Annotated in this window: 19 protein-coding genes; 6 read left to right on the top strand and 13 right to left on the bottom strand. The window is 72.4% G+C overall.

The window, feature by feature from the left end:
- Positions 1 to 92: 92 nt before the first annotated feature.
- Together ACZ6B8_RS04385 and ACZ6B8_RS04380 are read left to right on the top strand one after the other, a co-directional pair.
- Positions 93 to 1,262, top strand: coding sequence for an adenosine deaminase (locus ACZ6B8_RS04385; protein ID WP_471084975.1), 1,170 nt, complete (start codon positions 93 to 95; stop codon positions 1,260 to 1,262).
- 161 nt (positions 1,263 to 1,423) lie between these two features.
- Positions 1,424 to 1,804 (top strand): ATP-binding protein, encoded by a 381-nt coding sequence (locus ACZ6B8_RS04380; RefSeq protein ID WP_358710344.1) that lies wholly within the window; start codon positions 1,424 to 1,426, stop codon positions 1,802 to 1,804.
- 100 nt (positions 1,805 to 1,904) lie between these two features.
- On the opposite strand, the gene ACZ6B8_RS04375 is transcribed toward ACZ6B8_RS04380, so the two are convergent.
- From ACZ6B8_RS04375 to afsQ1, 5 genes are all read right to left on the bottom strand, one after another.
- A complete protein-coding gene (locus tag ACZ6B8_RS04375; RefSeq protein WP_471084979.1) occupies positions 1,905 to 2,105 on the bottom strand; it encodes a PspC domain-containing protein in 201 nt (66 codons plus the stop codon).
- 112 nt (positions 2,106 to 2,217) lie between these two features.
- Entirely contained in the window at positions 2,218 to 2,766 is a 549-nt protein-coding gene (locus tag ACZ6B8_RS04370; RefSeq protein WP_471606235.1) for a VanZ family protein, read from the bottom strand.
- Positions 2,767 to 2,818: 52 nt separating this feature from the next.
- Positions 2,819 to 3,418, bottom strand: a complete 600-nt coding sequence (locus tag ACZ6B8_RS04365; protein ID WP_471084985.1) for a hypothetical protein — start codon at positions 3,416 to 3,418, stop codon at positions 2,819 to 2,821.
- Positions 3,415 to 4,971 (bottom strand): ATP-binding protein, encoded by a 1,557-nt coding sequence (locus ACZ6B8_RS04360; RefSeq protein ID WP_471606234.1) that lies wholly within the window; start codon positions 4,969 to 4,971, stop codon positions 3,415 to 3,417. The genes ACZ6B8_RS04365 and ACZ6B8_RS04360 overlap by 4 nt, the downstream gene beginning before the upstream one ends.
- Entirely contained in the window at positions 4,968 to 5,645 is a 678-nt protein-coding gene (gene afsQ1, locus ACZ6B8_RS04355; RefSeq protein WP_030779097.1) for a two-component system response regulator AfsQ1, read from the bottom strand. Before afsQ1 ends, ACZ6B8_RS04360 begins: the two co-directional genes overlap by 4 nt.
- Positions 5,646 to 5,892: 247 nt before the next feature.
- Between afsQ1 and ACZ6B8_RS04350 the strand changes: the two genes are divergently transcribed.
- Positions 5,893 to 6,657: a SigE family RNA polymerase sigma factor gene (locus ACZ6B8_RS04350; protein ID WP_471606233.1), complete on the top strand. Its 765-nt coding sequence runs from the start codon at positions 5,893 to 5,895 to the stop codon at positions 6,655 to 6,657.
- Positions 6,658 to 6,799: 142 nt separating this feature from the next.
- Here the strand turns inward: ACZ6B8_RS04350 and ACZ6B8_RS04345 are convergent, their stop codons facing one another.
- Positions 6,800 to 7,438, bottom strand: coding sequence for a uridine kinase family protein (locus ACZ6B8_RS04345; protein WP_471084995.1), 639 nt, complete (start codon positions 7,436 to 7,438; stop codon positions 6,800 to 6,802).
- 224 nt (positions 7,439 to 7,662) lie between these two features.
- Here ACZ6B8_RS04345 and ACZ6B8_RS04340 point away from each other — a divergent pair, with 224 nt between their 5' ends.
- Together ACZ6B8_RS04340 and ACZ6B8_RS04335 are read left to right on the top strand one after the other, a co-directional pair.
- Positions 7,663 to 8,076 (top strand): hypothetical protein, encoded by a 414-nt coding sequence (locus tag ACZ6B8_RS04340; protein WP_471084998.1) that lies wholly within the window; start codon positions 7,663 to 7,665, stop codon positions 8,074 to 8,076.
- A gap of 242 nt (positions 8,077 to 8,318) precedes the next feature.
- Positions 8,319 to 8,648 (top strand): hypothetical protein, encoded by a 330-nt coding sequence (locus ACZ6B8_RS04335; protein ID WP_471085001.1) that lies wholly within the window; start codon positions 8,319 to 8,321, stop codon positions 8,646 to 8,648.
- On the opposite strand, the gene ACZ6B8_RS04330 is transcribed toward ACZ6B8_RS04335, so the two are convergent.
- From ACZ6B8_RS04330 to deoC, 3 genes are read right to left on the bottom strand one after another with little or no spacing between them, the layout of a single operon-like run.
- Positions 8,642 to 9,529 carry an aldehyde dehydrogenase family protein gene (locus ACZ6B8_RS04330; protein ID WP_471085004.1) on the bottom strand — a complete coding sequence of 296 codons (888 nt, stop codon included), beginning with the start codon at positions 9,527 to 9,529 and terminating at the stop codon, positions 8,642 to 8,644. The two genes, ACZ6B8_RS04335 and ACZ6B8_RS04330, sit on opposite strands and share 7 nt — an antisense overlap.
- The gene (locus ACZ6B8_RS04325; RefSeq protein ID WP_471085007.1) at positions 9,522 to 10,961 is read right to left on the bottom strand and encodes an aldehyde dehydrogenase family protein; all 1,440 of its coding nucleotides are present in this window, start codon (positions 10,959 to 10,961) and stop codon (positions 9,522 to 9,524) included. Before ACZ6B8_RS04325 ends, ACZ6B8_RS04330 begins: the two co-directional genes overlap by 8 nt.
- Positions 10,962 to 10,965: 4 nt before the next feature.
- Positions 10,966 to 11,904 (bottom strand): deoxyribose-phosphate aldolase, encoded by a 939-nt coding sequence (gene deoC / locus ACZ6B8_RS04320; protein WP_471606466.1) that lies wholly within the window; start codon positions 11,902 to 11,904, stop codon positions 10,966 to 10,968.
- Between the two features lie 226 nt (positions 11,905 to 12,130).
- Here deoC and ACZ6B8_RS04315 point away from each other — a divergent pair, with 226 nt between their 5' ends.
- Positions 12,131 to 12,769, top strand: a complete 639-nt coding sequence (locus tag ACZ6B8_RS04315) for a PH domain-containing protein (protein ID WP_471606232.1) — start codon at positions 12,131 to 12,133, stop codon at positions 12,767 to 12,769.
- Between the two features lie 105 nt (positions 12,770 to 12,874).
- On the opposite strand, the gene ACZ6B8_RS04310 is transcribed toward ACZ6B8_RS04315, so the two are convergent.
- From ACZ6B8_RS04310 to ACZ6B8_RS04295, 4 genes are all read right to left on the bottom strand, one after another.
- Entirely contained in the window at positions 12,875 to 14,233 is a 1,359-nt protein-coding gene (locus tag ACZ6B8_RS04310) for a hypothetical protein (protein ID WP_471606231.1), read from the bottom strand.
- A gap of 268 nt (positions 14,234 to 14,501) precedes the next feature.
- Positions 14,502 to 16,154 carry a phospho-sugar mutase gene (locus ACZ6B8_RS04305; RefSeq protein WP_471606230.1) on the bottom strand — a complete coding sequence of 551 codons (1,653 nt, stop codon included), beginning with the start codon at positions 16,152 to 16,154 and terminating at the stop codon, positions 14,502 to 14,504.
- A gap of 879 nt (positions 16,155 to 17,033) precedes the next feature.
- A complete protein-coding gene (locus ACZ6B8_RS04300) occupies positions 17,034 to 17,858 on the bottom strand; it encodes a purine-nucleoside phosphorylase (protein ID WP_471088800.1) in 825 nt (274 codons plus the stop codon).
- A gap of 126 nt (positions 17,859 to 17,984) precedes the next feature.
- Positions 17,985 to 18,422, bottom strand: coding sequence for a gamma-glutamylcyclotransferase family protein (locus ACZ6B8_RS04295; protein WP_355803494.1), 438 nt, complete (start codon positions 18,420 to 18,422; stop codon positions 17,985 to 17,987).
- Positions 18,423 to 18,472: the final 50 nt, after the last annotated feature.

Here is an 18,472-nt window from a genome sequence, read left to right as displayed (position 1 = left end):
TGTCAGAAGCGATGGTGTACGCGACCCGTCCGCAGGGTCACTGTTACGTATCGACCAGTGAGTTCTACGCGCGTAGGCGCTAGAGTGCCGAAATGACGAGCCAGACACACACGACCGGTCACACGGACCGTGAAACGCCCAGTGCCGAACAGATCCGCCGCGCCCCCAAGGTGCTCCTGCACGACCACCTCGACGGCGGCCTGCGTCCCGGCACGATCGTCGACCTCGCCCGCGACTGCGGTTACGAGGGCCTGCCCGAGACCGACCCCGACAAGCTCGGGATCTGGTTCCGCGAGGCGGCCGACTCCGGCTCCCTGGAGCGCTACCTGGAGACCTTCGCCCACACCTGCGCGGTGATGCAGACGAAGGACGCCCTCAAGCGCGTGGCCGCCGAGTGCGCCGAGGACCTCGCCGAGGACGGCGTCGTCTACGCCGAGATCCGGTACGCCCCCGAGCAGCACCTGGAGAGCGGCCTCACCCTCGAAGAGGTCGTCGAGGCGGTCAACGACGGCTTCCGCGAGGGCGAGCGCCGCGCCAAGGAGAACGGCCACCGCATCCGGGTGGGCGCGCTGCTCACCGCCATGCGGCACGCGGCCCGCGCCCTGGAGATCGCCGAACTCGCCAACCGCTACCGCGATCTGGGGGTCGTCGGCTTCGACATCGCGGGCGCCGAGGCGGGCTTCCCTCCCACCCGCCACCTCGACGCCTTCGAGTTCCTCAAGCGCGAGAACAACCACTTCACGATCCACGCGGGCGAGGCCTTCGGCCTGCCGTCGATCTGGCAGGCCCTGCAGTGGTGCGGCGCCGACCGCCTCGGCCACGGCGTGCGCATCATCGACGACATCGAGATCGCCGACGACGGCACCGTCCGGCTCGGCCGCCTCGCGTCGTACGTACGGGACAAGCGCATCCCGCTGGAGCTCTGCCCCACCTCGAACCTGCAGACCGGCGCCGCCACTTCCTACGCCGAGCACCCCATCGGCCTGCTGCGCAAGCTGCACTTCCGGGCGACGGTGAACACCGACAACCGTCTGATGTCGGGCACCAGCATGAGCCGCGAATTCGAGCACCTGGTCGGCACGTTCGGCTACTCGCTCGACGACATGCAGTGGTTCACAGTCAATGCGATGAAATCAGCATTCATTCCTTTCGATGAGCGTCTCGCCATGATCAACGACGTGATCAAGCCGGGCTACGCCGAGCTGAAGTCCGAGTGGCTGTTCCGCCAGACCGTGTCCACCAGCGGTTCTGTCGCGAGCTGACACACGGCGTCCGTCTCCGCGTCACGCGGCAGCGGCCGGGAGCATCCGCTCCCGGCCGCTTTCATTTCCCGGCCGCCCGTGATCGGGGCTCCCCACGGTCGTTGAACCGTGGGAACCCCCCTTCGTAAACACAGTCGCAGAGACACAAGGACGCATTGAAGATGAAGCAGTCTGCCGCCAAGACCCTCGGTGTCGCCGCGCTCGGCGCCGCCTTCGCCGCCGCCGGTGCCGGTGCCGCGAACGCCGCCCCCGCCGGTGTCCCCGACCCCGCGGCCGCCCTGGGCCCGGTCTCCTCGGTGGTGCCCGTCGGCGGTCTGACCGGCGCCACCGAGTCGCTGAGCGCCGGCCAGAGCGCCCTCGACAGCGGCGTGAAGGCCGCGGCGCCGACCGTCGCCCAGGCCGCCCCGCAGCTCCTCGGCGACAAGACGTCCCGCGCTGCCGCCGCCAAGCCCAAGCCCAAGAAGCCCGCCTCCCCGGTCGCGGGCCTGCTCGGCGGCCTGCCCCTCGGCGGCACCGGCGTGAACGGCCTGCCGCTCGGCTGATCCGACGCAGCGCGTACGCCGATGGGGCGCCCCTCGTGTCGAGGGGCGCCCCATCGCGTCGCGCGGCCGTACCCGCCGGGTCGTGCCCGCCGGGCCGCGGTCACCAGGCCTGGCGGACCTTGTCCTCGCCGGGGAGCAGGATCCACAGCGCGATGTAGAGCAGGAACTGCGGCCCCGGCAGCAGGCAGGAGACCACGAAGATCACCCGCATCGTCGTCGCGGAGGTGCCGAAGCGCCGGGCCAGGGCTGCGCACACTCCGCCGATCATCCGGCCGTGGTGGGGGCGGGCAAGGGCGGTCATGTCGGGCTCCTTCGCGAACGTGGATGCTGCTTGCGGTCGATTACCGAGGCCTCGGACTCCTTGTGCCCCGATACTTCGACGGTACGTTCACGAAGCCGGTCAAAGCATCGCTCTACGGTGCGATGCCGACCCTGGGAATCGTCGGGGTCGGCCCCTGAGGGGTGTCCTCCCGCAGGAGGGGCACGCGCTCCTCCCCGTCCTGACCGCGGCGGAGCCTGACCCGGGCCGCGGGCACCACCGCGAGGTGCGCGACGGCCACCCCGAGGGTGTTGAGCAGCAGCGAGTCGATGTCGACGACCTGACCGGGCACCCCGGTCTGCAGCAGCTCGATGCCGAGCGAGAGCAGGGCGCCGGCGGCGACCGTACGGACCAGCGACCCCCACGGCGAGACCACGAGCCGGCCGCCGGCCAGCGGCAGCAGCACCCCCAGCGGGGCCAGGAGCAGCACGCTCTCACCGATCCGGCGGACCGCCTGGAGACCGCCCAGCGCCAGATCCGCCTTGATCCCGGCGAGGGGCTGCAGATTCGCGGCGCTCACCCAGGGCACGTCCAGGGGACGCAGCGTGATCCACCCGACGAGCAGGAGGTGTGCGACGAGGAGGAATCCCCCCGCCGCACGGAAGCGGATGGCGGCAATGCGGCCGCCCGAGCCTTGACGCACGCCCCCCAAGACGTCCGGGGCGGCAGGATCGGTTCCGCGTACCTGGCGCCGGCTACGCGACGCTCTTCATGGGCGGTGCCACGGTCCCGGGCCTGGCGCGCACCTCGGTGGTGCACTCGTAGCGCCGCAGCGGGCTCCTGCCGGGGCCGCCCATGACCACCGCGCCGTCGTCCGCCGCCGCGTTGTCGGCCAGCGTGCACACGATCTGGGCGAGCGCGAACGCGGACAGACCCTCCGGCGGCGTACTCATCCGCAGCGCGTCGGCGGGGTCGCCCTTACGGGGCCCGGAGACGGTGGTGGCGCCGCGCACGTCCGTCGCGAAGCCCGCCTCCTTCTCGGCGCCCGACGGCGGATCGGCCAGCTCGTCGAGGAGCGCCTGGGCGATGCGCACCCGGTCGGTGGCCGCCTTGTCGTCACGGATCTGCAGGCTCCGGTCGACGGTCACCAGCTGCGACGCGCACACCAGGAACACCTCCACCGGTACGCCGCCCGCCGACTGCGGGGTGATCCCGGCGCCCGCCAGCACGCACGGCACCCGCGACGGCGCCGCGCCGTAGTCGGTCGGCACCTCCGTCGACCTGATGCCGCAGCCGGCGAGCAGGGCGGCGAGCCCCACGGCGGCGGCCACCGCACGCATCCGTCGCCCGTTCATGCCTCGTCCCCCTCGGCGCGGTCGTCCTCGGTGCCGTCCACGCCCTCGCCGTCGCGCGGCAGCCACAGCGTGAAGACGGCGCCGCCGTCCGGAGAGTTGGCGGCGGTGATCTCGCCGCCGTGGATGTGCGCGTTCTCCAGGGCGATGGAGAGGCCGAGGCCGCTGCCCTCGGACCGCGGGCGGGACGCGCTCGCCTTGTAGAAGCGGTCGAAGACGTGCGGCAGGACCTCTTCGGGGATGCCGGGGCCGTGGTCGCGTACGGCGATCACCAGCTTGGCGTCCTCGAGGCGGACCGAGACCTCCACCGGCGAACCGCCGTGCTTGAGGGCGTTGCCGATGAGGTTGGCCAGGATCACGTCGAGGCGGCGCGGGTCGAGCCGGACCGTGATGCCGCGCTCGGCGGCCAGGTCGACCGCGTCCAGCCAGGCGCGCGCGTCGATGCACGCGGTGATCTGGTCGGCGATGTCGACGTCGTCGAGGACCAGGCGCGCGGTGCCCGCGTCGAAGCGGGTGACCTCCATGAGGTTCTCCACCAGGTCGTTCAGGCGGCGGGTCTCGCTCACCACGAGCCGTACCGCGGGCTCGATCATCGGGTCCACCGAACCGGTCTCCGCGTCGAGCTCCTCCTCCAGGACCTCCGTCACGGCCGTGATCGCGGTCAGCGGGGTGCGCAGCTCGTGCGACATGTCGGCGACGAAGCGCCGGGACGCCTCCTCGCGGGCGCTCATGTCGGCGACCTTCTTCTCCAGGTTCTCGGCGGTCTTGTTGAACGTCCTGGACAGATCGGCGAGTTCATCGGTCCCGGACACCCGCAGCCGGGTGTCGAGCTTGCCCTCGCCGAGCCGCCGCGCGGCGACTCCCAGACGGTGCACGGGTTTCAGGACCGTCGTCGCCGCGGCCTGCGCGAGCAGCGCGGAGCCGATCAGCGCGAGCCCCGTGGCGATGGCGAGGGACCAGCCCAGCGAACTGAGGTCCTTCGCCTCCGGCTCCAGGGACTTGAGCATGTACCCGGTCGGGCCGCCGCCGATCACGGTGGCGCCGCCCACCAGGTACGGGGTGCCGTGGTCGGCGATCCGCTGCCAGTACAGGTGGTACGGGCTCTTGTTGCCCGAGGTGAGCGCCTGCTTCCTGCTCACCGCCTTCTGCAGCGGGCCCGGCACCTTGGCGAGCGTGAAGGCGTCCAGGTCGCTGTAGCCGACGATCTGGCCGCCGTTCTTCTTCTCGGCGACCAGCAGCACGCTGTAGCGCTGGCTGCTGCTCGCCATCTGCTCGGCGGCGGACTGCAGATCCTCCTGCGAGGGGTCGGCGGGCAGCGCGCCCGCGCGGTTCTGCATCTGCTGCCGGAAGTCCTTGAGCGCCGCGTCCTGCGCGCGCGTGAGCACGGCCTCGCGGTTCAGCCAGTACGCGATGCCGGAAGCGGAGACGGCGGCGGTGAGCGCCACCAGACCGAACACCACGACGAGCCGCAGTCGCAGACTGGTGAAGCGGAGGCCGGCCAGTATCGCCTTGCGCGCCGCGGCCCAGCCGCGGAGCTTGTCCTGCGGTTTGGTCACTGAGGCGTGTCCAGCCGGTATCCGACGCCGCGCACCGTACGGATCAGGGTCGGCGACGAGGGCACGTCCTCGACCTTGGCGCGCAGCCGCTGCACACACGCGTCGACGAGCCGCGAGTCACCGAGGTAGTCGTGCTCCCACACCAGCCGCAGCAACTGCTGCCGCGACAGGGCCTGGCCGGGCCTGCGGCTCAGCTCCAGGAGCAGCCGCAGCTCGGTCGGGGTGAGCTGGAGGTCCTCGCCGTTCTTCGTCACGGTCATCGCGGCGCGGTCGATGACGAGCGAACCGAACGTCGCCGCGTCGTTGGCCTCGCGCTCACCGCGCCGCAGCACGGCCCGGATCCGGGCGTCGAGGACCCGCCCCTGCACGGGTTTGACCACGTAGTCGTCGGCGCCGGACTCCAGGCCCACGACCACGTCGATGTCGTCACTGCGCGCGGTCAGCAGGATGATCGGCAGTTGGTCGGTGCGCCGGATGCGACGGCACACCTCGAACCCGTCGATGCCCGGCAGCATCACATCCAGCACGATCAGGTCCGGCCGCTGCTCACCGAGCAGTTTCAGGCCGTCCTCGCCGGTGGCAGCAGTGGCCACCCGGTGCCCCTGGCGCGTGAGCGAAAGCTCCAGGGCCGTCCGGATGGCGTCGTCGTCCTCGATCAGCAACAGGGAAGGCACGGACGTCATTCTGTCCCATGCCACGGCCCCAGTTCGACTGCCTGCCCTTCCCCGTGCCCCTAAAGGGCAGGTAGGTGCCCGCACTCACACGTGACCTTCACAGGTGGAAGGCCCCCGAACCCCTGTTGCAGGCCTGTGACAGTCGGCGGACACCGTCATGAAGTGGGTCGGGCAGAGTTCAGGTCACAAGCAAGAGAGCACGCGAGCAAGACGGAACAAGCCGGACTCCACCGACGGGGGGCGCGAGATGAACACGCTGCACAGCACCAGCTCGAGCGCAGTTGTCACGCGTCTCCACGACGTCGGGAGGGGCTCTGAGAAGTCCGGTGCCGTGAGCGGGCGGGGGTGCGCTCGCGGCGCCGGGCGTCAGCACACCGGGTTCATGACGGTGGTCGACACGTTCCAGCAGAGCCACGGGGGACACGCGGCTCACGGGGGAACGGACGGGGGAGCGTCGTACGGGGAGGGTTCGGGGGAGCGGAAGTCCCTGTCGGAGGCGGAGTTCACCGCCTACGTCCAGGAGCGCCGCACCTCCCTGTACGCGACCGCCTACCACCTGACCGGTGACCGCTTCGAGGCCGAGGACCTGCTGCAGAGCGCCCTCTTCTCGACGTACCGGGCCTGGGACAGGATCAGCGACAAGGCCGCGGTCGGGGGCTATCTCCGCCGCACCATGACCAATCTGCACATCAGCGCGTGGCGCCGCCGCAAGCTGAACGAGTACCCGACCGAGGAGCTGCCGGAGACGGTGGGCGACACGGACGCGATGCGTGGCACCGAGCTGCGCGCCGTGCTGTGGCAGGCCCTGGCCCGGCTGCCCGAACTCCAGCGCACGATGCTGGTCCTGCGCTACTACGAGGGCCGCACCGACCCGGAGATCGCGGACATCCTCGACATCAGCGTGGGCACGGTGAAGTCCAGCATCTGGCGGTCGCTCCGCCGGCTGCGCGAGGACGAGGTCCTCAGCTTCGGCCGTGACCAGGAGGAATCCTTCGGCGAGTTGGTCGCCTGAGGATCGGGGGAACACGGGGGCGCCGCTCCGGGGGGATGCGGCGGGCACGGGGGAAAGCACGGGGGGCACCAAGTGGCGGGACCGGAAGGCCGGGGGGTCTTTCCGGTCCTTCTGCTTTTCGCCACGCGCTCTCCCGCCTCGGCTAAGCGGCCTCCGCGCGGGCCTTCACGCAGCGGCCCGCCGCCGCGGCGGCCACCCGCCCCAGCGCCTCCTCCTTGCCGCAGGCGTGCGCTCCCAGCGCCGTGTGCCGGGCCACGATGGCGCGCTCGGCGCGCATCAGCCGCCAGCCGCGCCGCAGCAGGAACGGCACGGACTTGCGGCCCTCCCGCAGATCCCGCAGCAGCCGCCGCCGGAACGTGGTCGAGGGCCGGCCGCGCAGGCAGAGCGCGTCGGCGAGCACGCCGAGCTCCCGGCACCGCCGCACGATGTCCGCCGCGAAGATGCCCTCCGCGATGAAGAGCGGGGTGCGCTCGATGTCCAGCGTCTCCTGGCCGACACGGGCGCTGGTCGCGATGTCGTACACGGGGACGTTCGTGCGGCCCGTACGGCAGAGCTCCTCGATCGCGGCGACCGCCACGTCCGCGTCCCAGGAGTCGGCGGAGTCCCAGTCGATGTCCGAACTGCCCGGGACCTGCGGGAGCGTGGGGTCGCCGGCCTCCTTGTAGAAGTCGTCCAGGCACAGGACGGGCAGCCCGGAGCGGGCGGCGAAGGACGACTTGCCCGAGCCGGAGGGGCCCGCGAGCAGCACGACGCGGGTCGGTATCGGGGAGTGGGAGCTCAATTCCGGGCCTTTTCACCAGGGGTGGACCGCATCTCCCGACACGGCTCGTCAGCGTGGACGGGAGCCATTATCAACCGAGTCGCCCGGGGTGCCCAGCCCGGCGTACCGATGTGATGCGGCGTCAGCTCCCGGCCTGGCGAGTCGGCCTTTGGTCCCCGCGTCTCCCCTCAACTACGCTACGTGCTCGCTCGGTCACCCACTACGCACGGATATGGGCGGTACCCATGGCACGACACACAGCAACCTCGTCACCCCGGCCCGCCGCGCGCGCACTGCTGCGCGCGGGTCTCACCGTCACCGCCGCGGGCGCCGCCCTCGGCGTGGGCGGTGTGGGTGCCGCCGCGGCGGTGGAGCCCGCCCCCGCCGCGCCGCTTGAGGCCGTCGACCCGGGGATGCCGGTGCAGGCCCTCACGACGGCCCTGCACCACTCGACGGCGGGCGGCATCGGCGCGGTCAAGAAGCTCCAGCTCGACCCGCTGGCGAACACCACCGCCGACCCGCTCGACAACACGCTCGGCACCCAGGTCGCGGACTTCAAGCCGGTCAGCACGGCGTTCGCCACCGGGCCGCTCACCGAGGGCGGCTCCCTCACCGATCTGCCCGCGGTGGGCGGGGTGACCGACATCCTGCCGGGTTAGGGCCGGTCCGCCCCGTCGGTCGCGTTCGCCGCGCTCGCCGTGGTCGGGTGTGTGCGCAGTGCGGGGGACAGCTGGTGGCCGTGCGTGGGGCGCTCGCCGCCCGGGGCCGAGCCGGTCCGCGAGGGTGTCGGTCGTGCGGCCGGTGTGGACGGAGCCGAGTACCGCGACGCCGAGGGCTTCGCCGCCGTCACCATGCGCCGCCTCGCCTCGCCTCGCCTCGCCACGAGCTGGGCGCCGCGCCCGTGGCCGCGTACCGCCACGTCTGCGGCAAGGACGACCTGGGGGCGCCGATGGCGGACCGGGTGGCCGCCGAGACCGCCGTGCCGGAGGAGCTGACCGGCCGGCGCGAGGTGCTGCGCACGTACGCCGTGGCAATGGCCGCCGACTGGTGCCGGCGCACCTGGCTCGCCCGGCTCCCCACGCCGCACCTCGCCCCGGCGCCGAACCGGATGGCCGTGGCCGCACGCCAGGTGGTGACACGCGTCGCGGCGCGCACCCCGGACATGACGGAGCCCCGGCCCTTCCTGGACGGAGGAGGGCCGGGGCTTCGCCGTGCGGAGGCGGCTCAGTAGGCCGAACCGGAGGCGCCCAGCGAACCGGTGGGGTGCCAGACGGTCTTGGTCTCCAGGAAGGCCGTCAGGCGGTGCGTGCCGGGGTCGGCGGCGAAGTCCACAGGCTGTGGACGCAGCACGCGCTTGAGGTTGTCGGCAGCCGCGACCTCCAGTTCCCGCGCCAGGTCGGCCTCCGCGCCCGTCAGATCGATCGCGTTGACGTCCTGGTGGGCGGCGAGCGGGGCCGCGAGCTCGGCGGTCCTCCCGCTGAGGATGTTGACCACGCCGCCCGGCACGTCGGAGGTCGCGAGGACCTCGCCCAGCGACAGCGCGGGCAGCGGCGACGCCTGGGAGGCGATCACGACGGCCGTGTTGCCCGTCGCGATCACCGGGGCGAGCACCGAGACCAGGCCGAGGAGCGAGGACTCCTGGGGCGCGACGACGGCGACCACGCCCGTCGGCTCCGGCGTCGACAGGTTGAAGAACGGGCCCGCGACCGGGTTGGCCCCGCCCGCGATCTGGGCGATCTTGTCGGTCCAGCCCGCGTACCAGACCCAGCGGTCGATCGCCGCGTCGACCTGGACGGCGGCCTTGGCCTTGGAGACACCCTCCGCGTCCGCCACCTCCCGCACGAACTGGTCCCTGCGGCCCTCCAGCATCTCCGCGACGCGGTAGAGCACCTGGCCCCGGTTGTACGCGGTCGCGCCCGACCAGCCGCCGAACGCCTTGCGCGCGGCCACGACCGCGTCACGGGCGTCCTTGCGGGAGGAGAGGGGCGCGTTCGCCAGCCACTTGTCCTTCGAGTCCGTCACCTCGTACACCCGGCCGCTCTCGCTGCGGGGGAACTTGCCCCCCACGTACAGCTTGTAGGTCTTGAAGACGTCAAGTCGTGCGTCAGACATCGAGGTACGCCTCCAGACCGTGACGGCCGCCCTCGCGGCCGAAGCCCGACTCCTTGTAGCCGCCGAACGGCGAGGTCGGGTCGAACTTGTTGAACGTGTTGGCCCAGACGACGCCCGCGCGGAGCTTGTTCGCGACCGCGAGGATGCGCGAGCCCTTCTCCGTCCAGATGCCGGCGGAGAGCCCGTACTGGGTGTTGTTGGCCTTGGCGACCGCCTCGTCCGGCGTACGGAACGACAGGACCGAGAGGACCGGGCCGAAGATCTCGTCGCGGGCGACGGTGTGCGCCTGCGTGACGTTGGTGAAGAGCGTCGGCGCGAACCAGTAGCCGGAGGTGGGCAGTTCGCAGGCGGGCGACCAGCGCTCGGCGCCCTCCGCCTCACCGGTGTCGGCGAGGGCGGTGATCCGGGCCAGCTGCTCGGCGGAGTTGATGGCGCCGATGTCGGTGTTCTTGTCCAGCGGGTCGCCGAGGCGCAGCGTGGAGAGCCGCCGCTTCAGGCTGTCGAGCAGCTCCTCCTGGATCGACTCCTGCACGAGCAGGCGCGAACCGGCGCAGCAGACCTGGCCCTGGTTGAAGAAGATGCCGGTGACGATGCCCTCGACCGCCTGCTCGACGGGGGCGTCGTCGAAGACGATGTTCGCGCCCTTGCCGCCCAGTTCGAGCGTGACCTTCTTGTCGGTGCCCGCGACCTGGCGGGCGATCTGCTTGCCGACGGCGGTGGAGCCGGTGAAGGCCACCTTGTTCACGTCGGGGTGCGCGGTGAGCGCCGCGCCCGCGTCGCCGTATCCGGGAAGGATGTTGACGACGCCCTTGGGCAGGCCCGCCTGGCGGCAGATGTCCGCGAAGAAGAGCGCGGAGAGCGGGGTGGTCTCGGCGGGCTTCAGGACGACCGTGTTGCCGGTCGCGAGCGCCGGGGCGATCTTCCACGCGAGCATCAGGAGCGGGAAGTTCCACGGGATGACCTGGCCGGCGACGCCCAGGGGGCGCGGGTTCGCGCCGTACCCCGCGTGGTCGAGCTTGTCGGCCCAGCCCGCGTAGTAGAAGAAGTGCGCGGCGACGAGGGGGAGGTCGGCGTCCCGCGTCTCCTTGATGGGCTTTCCGTTGTCGAGGGTCTCCAGGACGGCCAGTTCGCGGCTGCGCTCCTGGATGATCCGCGCGATGCGGAAGAGGTACTTGGCGCGCTCGGCGCCCGGCAGCGCCGACCACTTCTCGAAGGCCGCGCGCGCGGCGCGCACCGCGCGGTCGACGTCCTCGGAGGAGGCCTGCGCGACCTCCGAGAGGACCTCTTCGGTCGAGGGCGAGACGGTCTTGAAGACCTTGCCGTCGGCCGCCTCGACGAACTCGCCGTCGATGAACAGGCCGTACGACGGCGCGATGTCCACGACGGAGCGGGACTCCGGTGCGGGTGCGTACTCAAAAGGCGAGGAAGTCATGGGTTCAGTCCACCGTGACGTAGTCGGGGCCGGAGTAGCGTCCTGTGGCCAGCTTCTGGCGCTGCATCAGCAGATCGTTGAGGAGCGACGAGGCGCCGAAGCGGAACCAGTGGTTGTCGAGCCAGTCGGGGCCCGCCGTCTCGTTCACCAGGACCAGGAACTTCACCGCGTCCTTGGTGGAGCGGATGCCGCCCGCGGGCTTCACGCCGATCTGCACCCCGGTCTGCGCGCGGAAGTCGCGGACGGCCTCCAGCATGAGCAGGGTGTTGGCCGGGGTGGCGTTGACGCCGACCTTGCCGGTCGAGGTCTTGATGAAGTCGGCGCCCGCGATCATGCCGATCCAGCTGGCGCGCTTGATGTTGTCGTACGTCGAGAGCTCACCGGTCTCGAAGATGACCTTCAGGCGGGCGGTGCCGCAGGCCTCCTTCACGGCGCGGATCTGCTCGAACACCGTCATGTAGTCCCCGGCGAGGAAGGCACCCCGGTCGATGACCATGTCGATCTCGTCGGCGCCGGCGGCGACCGCCTCGCGCACGTCACCGAGCTTCACGTCGATGGCGGCGCGGCCCGCGGGGAAGGCGGTCGCGACGGACGCGACCTTGACGCCGCTGCCCGCGACGGCCTCCTTGGCGGTGGCGACCATGTCCGGATAGACACAGACGGCGGCGGTGCGCGGGGTGCCGCGGTCGGTCGGGTCCGGGTGCACGGCCTTGGCGCCGAGCGCCCGGACCTTGCCCGGGGTGTCGGCGCCTTCCAGCGTCGTCAGGTCGATCATCGAGATGGCCAGGTCGATGGCGTACGCCTTCGCCGTGGTCTTGATCGAACGGGTACCGAGCGAGGCGGCACGCGCCTCCAGGCCGACCGTGTCGACGCCGGGCAGCCCGTGAAGGAAGCGGCGGAGCGTGCTGTCGGACGCGGTCACGTCAGCGAATGCAGTGGGCATGGTCACGAGGGGAGCATATCTACGCGCGTAGCTGCTGTACAGGGGCGGGTCCCGGAGCCTGGGGGCGGGACCGGGTCGGGGTGGGGCTGCGCGTTGGGGTGCTGTTGTCCGGGGCTCTGTGCGCGGTTCCTCGTGCCCCTGGTGGGTTGCTGGAGCCGTTCAGGGGTCCTGGTGGGTTTGCCGGAGCCGTTTCAGGGGGTCCGTGGGCGTCAGGCAGAATCAGGGTATGAGTGACCCCCAGAACCCCGTGGCGGAGCCCGCGTACAAGGACCGCACCTTCCGGTCCCCCGCCGGCATCGCCGGTGGCGTCCTGCTGCTCGGCCTGGGCGCCTGGCTCGGCATCGACGCGGTCGTCCGGGGTGAGGGCCGCACCCCGTGGCTCGCCCTCGCCGGGCTGCTCTTCGCGGTGCCGCTCGTCGTCGCGTACACCGTGCGGCCCGTCGTGTACGCCAACGACGACCGGCTCCGGATCCGCAACCCGTTCCGGACCATCACGCTGCCGTGGGGGTCCGTCGCGACGCTCCGCTCCGGGTACTCCAACGAGGTGCTGACCAACGCCGGCGCCAAGTTCCAGCTCTGGGCCATCCCCGTCTCGCTGCGCGGCCGCAAGAAGGCGTCGCGCCGGCGGGCGCAGGCCGCCGCGTCCGGCGACCCGACGAGCGGCGGCCGCCCCTTCCTCGACCCCACCACGACGCCGACGCGTGCCGCGGGCGACCAGTCCATGGACGAGCTGCGCAGCCTCGCCGAACGGCAGGCCACGGAGGAGTCCGCGCAGGGCGAGCCGGTGGTGCGCTGGGCGTACGAGGTCGTCGTCCCGTGTGTGGCGGGCGCGGTGCTGCTCGGGGTGCTGCTCGCGGTGACGTGAGGCGTGATGTGCGGGGCGACGTGAGACGTGACGTGCGGGGCGACGTGAGGCGTGACGTGCGGGGCGGGTCGGCCGTACGAGCCGGGGCTCCGGGTCCGGCTTCGGTCACGGCGGGCCGTGCCAGCCGAGGAGCATGTGACCGCCGCACACGGCCGAGCCGAAGGCCGCCGCGGTCAGGACCGTGACCATCACCCGTGTCCTCGCCCGCGCGAGCGCCACGGCGAGCGGCAGCAGCAGCGGGAAGCCCGGCAGCAGGAAGCGCGCCCGCGGGAAGTAGACCCCGCTGCTGCCCAGGACGATCAGCAGCAGCAGCCCGCTGAAGACCAGCAGCGGCAGGGGCTGGCGGTCACACGCGGAGAGTACGTAGAGGACCACCGCGCCCAGCAGCGTCGCGGTCACCATCGCCAGGAACAGCGGCGGACGCTCCGTCAGGAACAGGTCGCGCATGCGGCGCAGCGTCTCCACACCGCCGTCCCACTCGTTGCGCCACAGCTTCTGCACGGCGAAGTAGCCGTCCCACCGGCCCAGGCGCAGGCCCACCCACCCGACGTACGCGAGCCAGCCGAGCGGGGCGAGCAGGGCGCCCAGGAGGGGGCGCGGGGGAAGGGTGGGGAGGGTGGCCCCGCCTTCGAGCGTGGCCCTGCCTTCGAGGGTGGGGCCGGAGGGCCTGTCTCCGGGGGTGGGGCCGGAGGGCGTGCTCTTGAGGATGAGGGCGGTCGCCCGGCCTCTCAGGGTGAGCAGGGCCGTCAGCGAGACCGCCGCCGCGAGGGCGACGCCGGTGGGGCGGGTGAGTCCCGCCAGTGAGGCGAGGGAGCCCGCCCAGAGCCAGCGGCCGGTGAGCACGGCGTACAGGGCCCACGCGGTGAGCGCCGTGAACAGCGACTCCGTGTAGCCCATCCACTGGACGAGGGCGACGGGCAGACTGCCCCAGAGGAACGCGAGGACGACCCCGGCCCGGCGGCCGTACAGCCGGTCGCCCACCGCGAAGATGCCCCACGCCGCGAGGAACGAGCAGACCAGCGTGATCCCCAGGCCCGCCGCGCCGCGCGGCAGCCAGGGGAGCAGGGTGTCGGCGGCTCGGACGAGGGCGGGGAACAGCGGGAAGAACGCCAGGTTGTTGGCGTCGACCTGGGTGCCCAGGGTGTGCGTGTACCCGTGGTCGGCGATCCGCAGGTACCAGTCGCAGTCCCAGGACCGCATCAGCAGATGCCGCACCCCGAGGCGCCCGCGCGACCCGGGCCCGCGGTGCGCCCACTCCGTGAGGACCAGCAGGCCCAGGGTGCGCACGGCCGCGTACGCGAGGAGGGCGGGGGCCGCGTGGCGCAGGGCCCGGGTCAGGCGGTCGCCGAGGTCCCGGAGGCCCCGGAGGCCGTGGGGCGGGTGCGGGGGCCTGTCGGGGGTCCTGGACGCGGGTACGCGGGAGGGCGGGGCGGCGGTCGAGGGCTCGGAGATTCCGTACGGCACTGCGGCAGCTCCCGGAACGTGGTCGTGCGCTACCGGTCCTCCCTTCCTGGGGGACCGGCAGCGCACCGGGCCGCTGCGGCATGTGCGGGAGCGGAACCACTCTTACGGGTGCGGGACCACTCCTACGGAGGGTGTGTGGGGGTGCGGGTGCCTGTGGGTGTGGGTGTGGGTGTGGGTGTGGGTGTGCGAGCCGGGCGGTTCGGGGTGGGCCCGCGCGGGGGTGGCTCTGCTTTTCGCGTGCCCGCGCGGGCCGGGTGCTCCGTGCTGTTCAGATGCCCGCTGCCGCCGACAGGTCCCGCTTGATCGTCGCCAGCGTTTCGGTCGCCTGCGTACGGGCCTGCGGGAGGTCCGCCCTGGACGCCACCGGGACCACCACCTCCAGGTAGCACTTCAGCTTCGGCTCCGTGCCGCTCGGGCGGACGATCACCCGGGCGCCGTCGAGCGTGTAGCGCAGGCCGTCGGTGGGCGGCAGGGACTCCGTGCCCCGCGTCAGGTCCTCCGCCTTGGTCACCGGCAGGCCCGCGAGCTCCGTCGGCGGCTGCTCGCGCAGGCGGCGCATCGCGTCCGCGATCAGGGACAGGTCCTCCACACGGACCGACAACTGGTCGGTGGCGTGCAGGCCGTGCTCCAGGGCGAGGTCGTCGAGGAGGTCCAGGAAGGTGCGGCCCTGCTCCTTCAGCTCGGACGCGAGTTCGGCCAGGAGGAGGGCGGCGGTGATGCCGTCCTTGTCGCGTACGCCCTCGGGGTCCACGCAGTAACCGAGCGCCTCCTCGTAGCCGTACCGCAGGCCGTCCACACGGGCGATCCACTTGAACCCGGTCAGCGTCTCCTCGTACGGGAGGCCCGCCTTCTCGGCGATCCGGCCCAGGAGGGACGACGACACGATCGACTCGGCGAAGGTGCCGCGGGCGCCGCGGGCGACCAGGTGCGCGGCGAGCAGGGCGCCGACCTCGTCGCCCCGGAGCATCCGCCAGTCCGCGCCGTCCTTGACGGCGGCGGCGCAGCGGTCGGCGTCCGGGTCGTTGGCGATGATCAGGTCGGGGGCGGGGGTGGTACGGGCCGCCGTCGCGAAGGCCAGGTCCATCGCGCCCGGCTCCTCCGGGTTCGGGAACGCGACCGTCGGGAAGTCCGGGTCCGGCTCGGCCTGCTCGGCGACGAGGGTGGGCGCGGGGAAGCCGGCGCGGTCGAAGGCGGCGAGGAGGGTGTCCTTGCCGACGCCGTGCATGGCCGTGTAGACGGCGCGGGCGGTGCGGGGGGAGCCGGGGGCCAGGACGGCGTCCGTACGGGCCAGGTAGGCCGCCAGGACGTCGTCGTCCAGGGTTTCCCAGCCGCTCTCGGGGCGGGGCACGTCGTCGAGGCCGCCGATCGCGTCGATCTCGGCGGCGATCTCCGCGTCGGCGGGCGGGACGATCTGGGAACCGTCGCCGAGGTAGACCTTGTAGCCGTTGTCGCGCGGGGGGTTGTGGCTGGCGGTGACCTCCACGCCCGCGACCGCGCCGAGGTGCCTTATGGCGAAGGCGAGGACCGGGGTGGGGAGGGGGCGCGGGAGGACGGCGGCGCGCAGGCCGGCGCCGGTCATGACGGCGGCGGTGTCGCGGGCGAAGTCGGCGGACTTGTGGCGGGCGTCGTAGCCGATGACGACGGGGCCGTCGGTCCGGCCCTTGGCCTTCAGGTACGCGGCGAGGCCGGCGGCGGCGCGGATGACCACGGCGCGGTTCATGCGCATGGGGCCGGCGCCGAGTTCGCCGCGGAGGCCGGCGGTGCCGAACTGGAGGGTGCCGGCGAAACGTGCGGTCAGCTCGGCGGTGTCCTCGGCGTCGATGAGCTTGGCGAGCTCTTCGCGGGTGTCGGGGTCCGGGTCCTCGGCGAGCCAGGTCTGGGCGCGCGCGATGAGTTCGGAGGTGTCCTGCGCGGTCTGCACGGTTTCTTCAGCCTCTCCTGGGCGGATGGGGTGGGTCTGCGTATTTGGTCGGTGGTGGGGTGCGGGGTGCGGGTGTGCTTTGGGCTGGGGTCTGCGCCTTGGGTTCGGTGGTGGGTGCGGGGCCGTGGGGGTATGTGCGTACTCGCCATCCCTGCGGCGCTGCCTCGCGGACAATGTTGCTAGAGCGTGCTCGGTGCTCCGTGCGCACATACCCCCACGTCCCCTCCCGTCTCGTACGCGGGTGCGGTCCGGCCCGGCAGTCGCTGGGGGCGGCGACGACACGAGCTCGACGCGGGCCGCGCGGCCCCAACTCCTTGTCCCGCGCCAAGCCCCGACGCAAACGCCCGGGCCCCCTGGCAAGGCCCCGCTCCTGGTCCGGTACGACGCGAGGCCCCCTCCCGGTCCGGTACGACGCGAGGCCCCCTCCCGGTCCGGTACGACGCGAGGCAAGGCCCACCCCTTGGTCCGGCGTGTAACGCGAGGTGTACCCCACCCACCCCCCGCCCGAGTCGCCGGGCGACGAGTCCCACCCGCTCCTACCCCCGCCGTGCGTCGCGGGGTGAACGGGTGGGTGGGTGGGATACATCCGCCGCGGAGCGGCGGGCCTGTTCGTGCGGGGCGAGGCGGCGCGGGGCAACAGACCCTTACGCAGCCGGAGCAGAGGCGCCGGGCCACAGACGGTTCCGTACCCGCACGGCGGCACGGGGCCACCGACGGCGCGGGCACGGGCCCAGCCCCGGCGCCGGGACCCAGGACCCACGGGGCCGACCCCGGCACCGGCAAGGTCACCGCTCGAGGCGCCCCCGCCAGGCGAGGTCACCGTTCGAGGCGCCCCCGCCAGGCAAGGTCACCGCTCAGGGCGCCCCCGTCAGCGCACCGTCACACCCGGTCCAGCACCTTCTCCAGCAGCTCGCCCATGCGCGTCGCGCTGTCGCGGCCCGCCTGGAGGACCTCCTCGTGGTTCAGCGGCTCACCCGTCATGCCCGCGGCGAGGTTCGTGACCAGGGAGATGCCGAGCACCTCCGCGCCCGCCTCGCGCGCGGCGATCGCCTCGAGGACCGTGGACATGCCGACCAGGTCCGCGCCGATCGTGCGGGCCATGCGGATCTCCGCCGGCGTCTCGTAGTGCGGGCCGGGGAACTGCGCGTAGACGCCCTCCTCGAGCGAGGGGTCGACCTCCTTGCAGAGGGCGCGCAGCCGCGGCGAGTAGAGGTCCGTCAGGTCGACGAAGTTCGCGCCGACGATCGGCGACGTCGCCGTCAGGTTCAGGTGGTCGCTGATCAGCACCGGCTGGCCGGGCCGCATGCCCTCGCGCAGGCCACCGCAGCCGTTGGTCAGCACGATGGTCTTGCAGCCGGCGGCGACGGCGGTTCGCACGCCGTGCGCGACGGCGGCGACGCCGCGGCCCTCGTAGTAGTGGGTGCGGCCCAGGAAGACCAGCGCGCGCTTGTCGCCGACCTTGAAGGAGCGGATGCGGCCCCCGTGGCCCTCGACGGCCGGCGGCGGGAAGCCCGGCAGCTCGGTGACGGGGAACTCGGCCTCGGGGGCGCCGAGCGCCTCGACGGCCGGCGCCCAGCCGGAGCCCATCACGAGGGCGACGTCGTGGGTCTCGGCGCCCGTCAGCTCACGCAGGCGCGCGGCGGCGGCGTCGGCGGCGGCGTAGGGGTCGCCCTGGATGCTGTCCGGAATAACTGAAGCGTTCACGCGGACGAGAGTAGCCGTTTATGGCCTACGCGCGTAGATGACGATGCTCACGGGATTCCGATCGTTGTCTTGTCGTTTCCGACGAGAGCGTGACCGGGTTCCGGCGCGAGCGCGATCGGGCCGTGTTCAGCAGGGGCGCTTGCGCAGTTCCATCACGTAGTCGTGGGGTGCCCCGGCCGACTCCGCGGCGTCCGCGAGCTCGCCCAGATAACGCGCCGAGGGCAGCCCGCCCTCGTACCCGTTCAGCACGTACACCCAGGCCGGTTCCTCGGCCTCCAGCGTGTGCACCCGCACCCGCATGCGCCGGTAGATGTCCATGCCGACGCCCTCCCACCGGTCCATGGACTCCTCGTCCATGGGAGCGATGTCGTAGAGCGTGACGAAGACCTGCGAACGGGGGGCCTCCACGATCGTGGCGAGGGCCCCCTCCCATCCCATGTGCTCGCCGCCGAAGGTGAGCCGCCAGCCGTTCAGCCAGCCGGTCGCGCGCAGCGGTGAGTGCGGGGCGCGGCGTGACATGAGCCGCGGATCCAGATTGCCGGCGTACGCGGCGTAGAGCGACATGTGGTCGAGGGTACGGCAGCAATCACGTGTGCCCCTCACGCAATGGGAGG

The organism is Streptomyces sp. NPDC041122, from assembly GCF_055592445.1.
The sequence above is the reverse complement of the archived record's forward strand: the minus strand, read 5'-3'. Positions and strand labels throughout refer to the sequence as shown.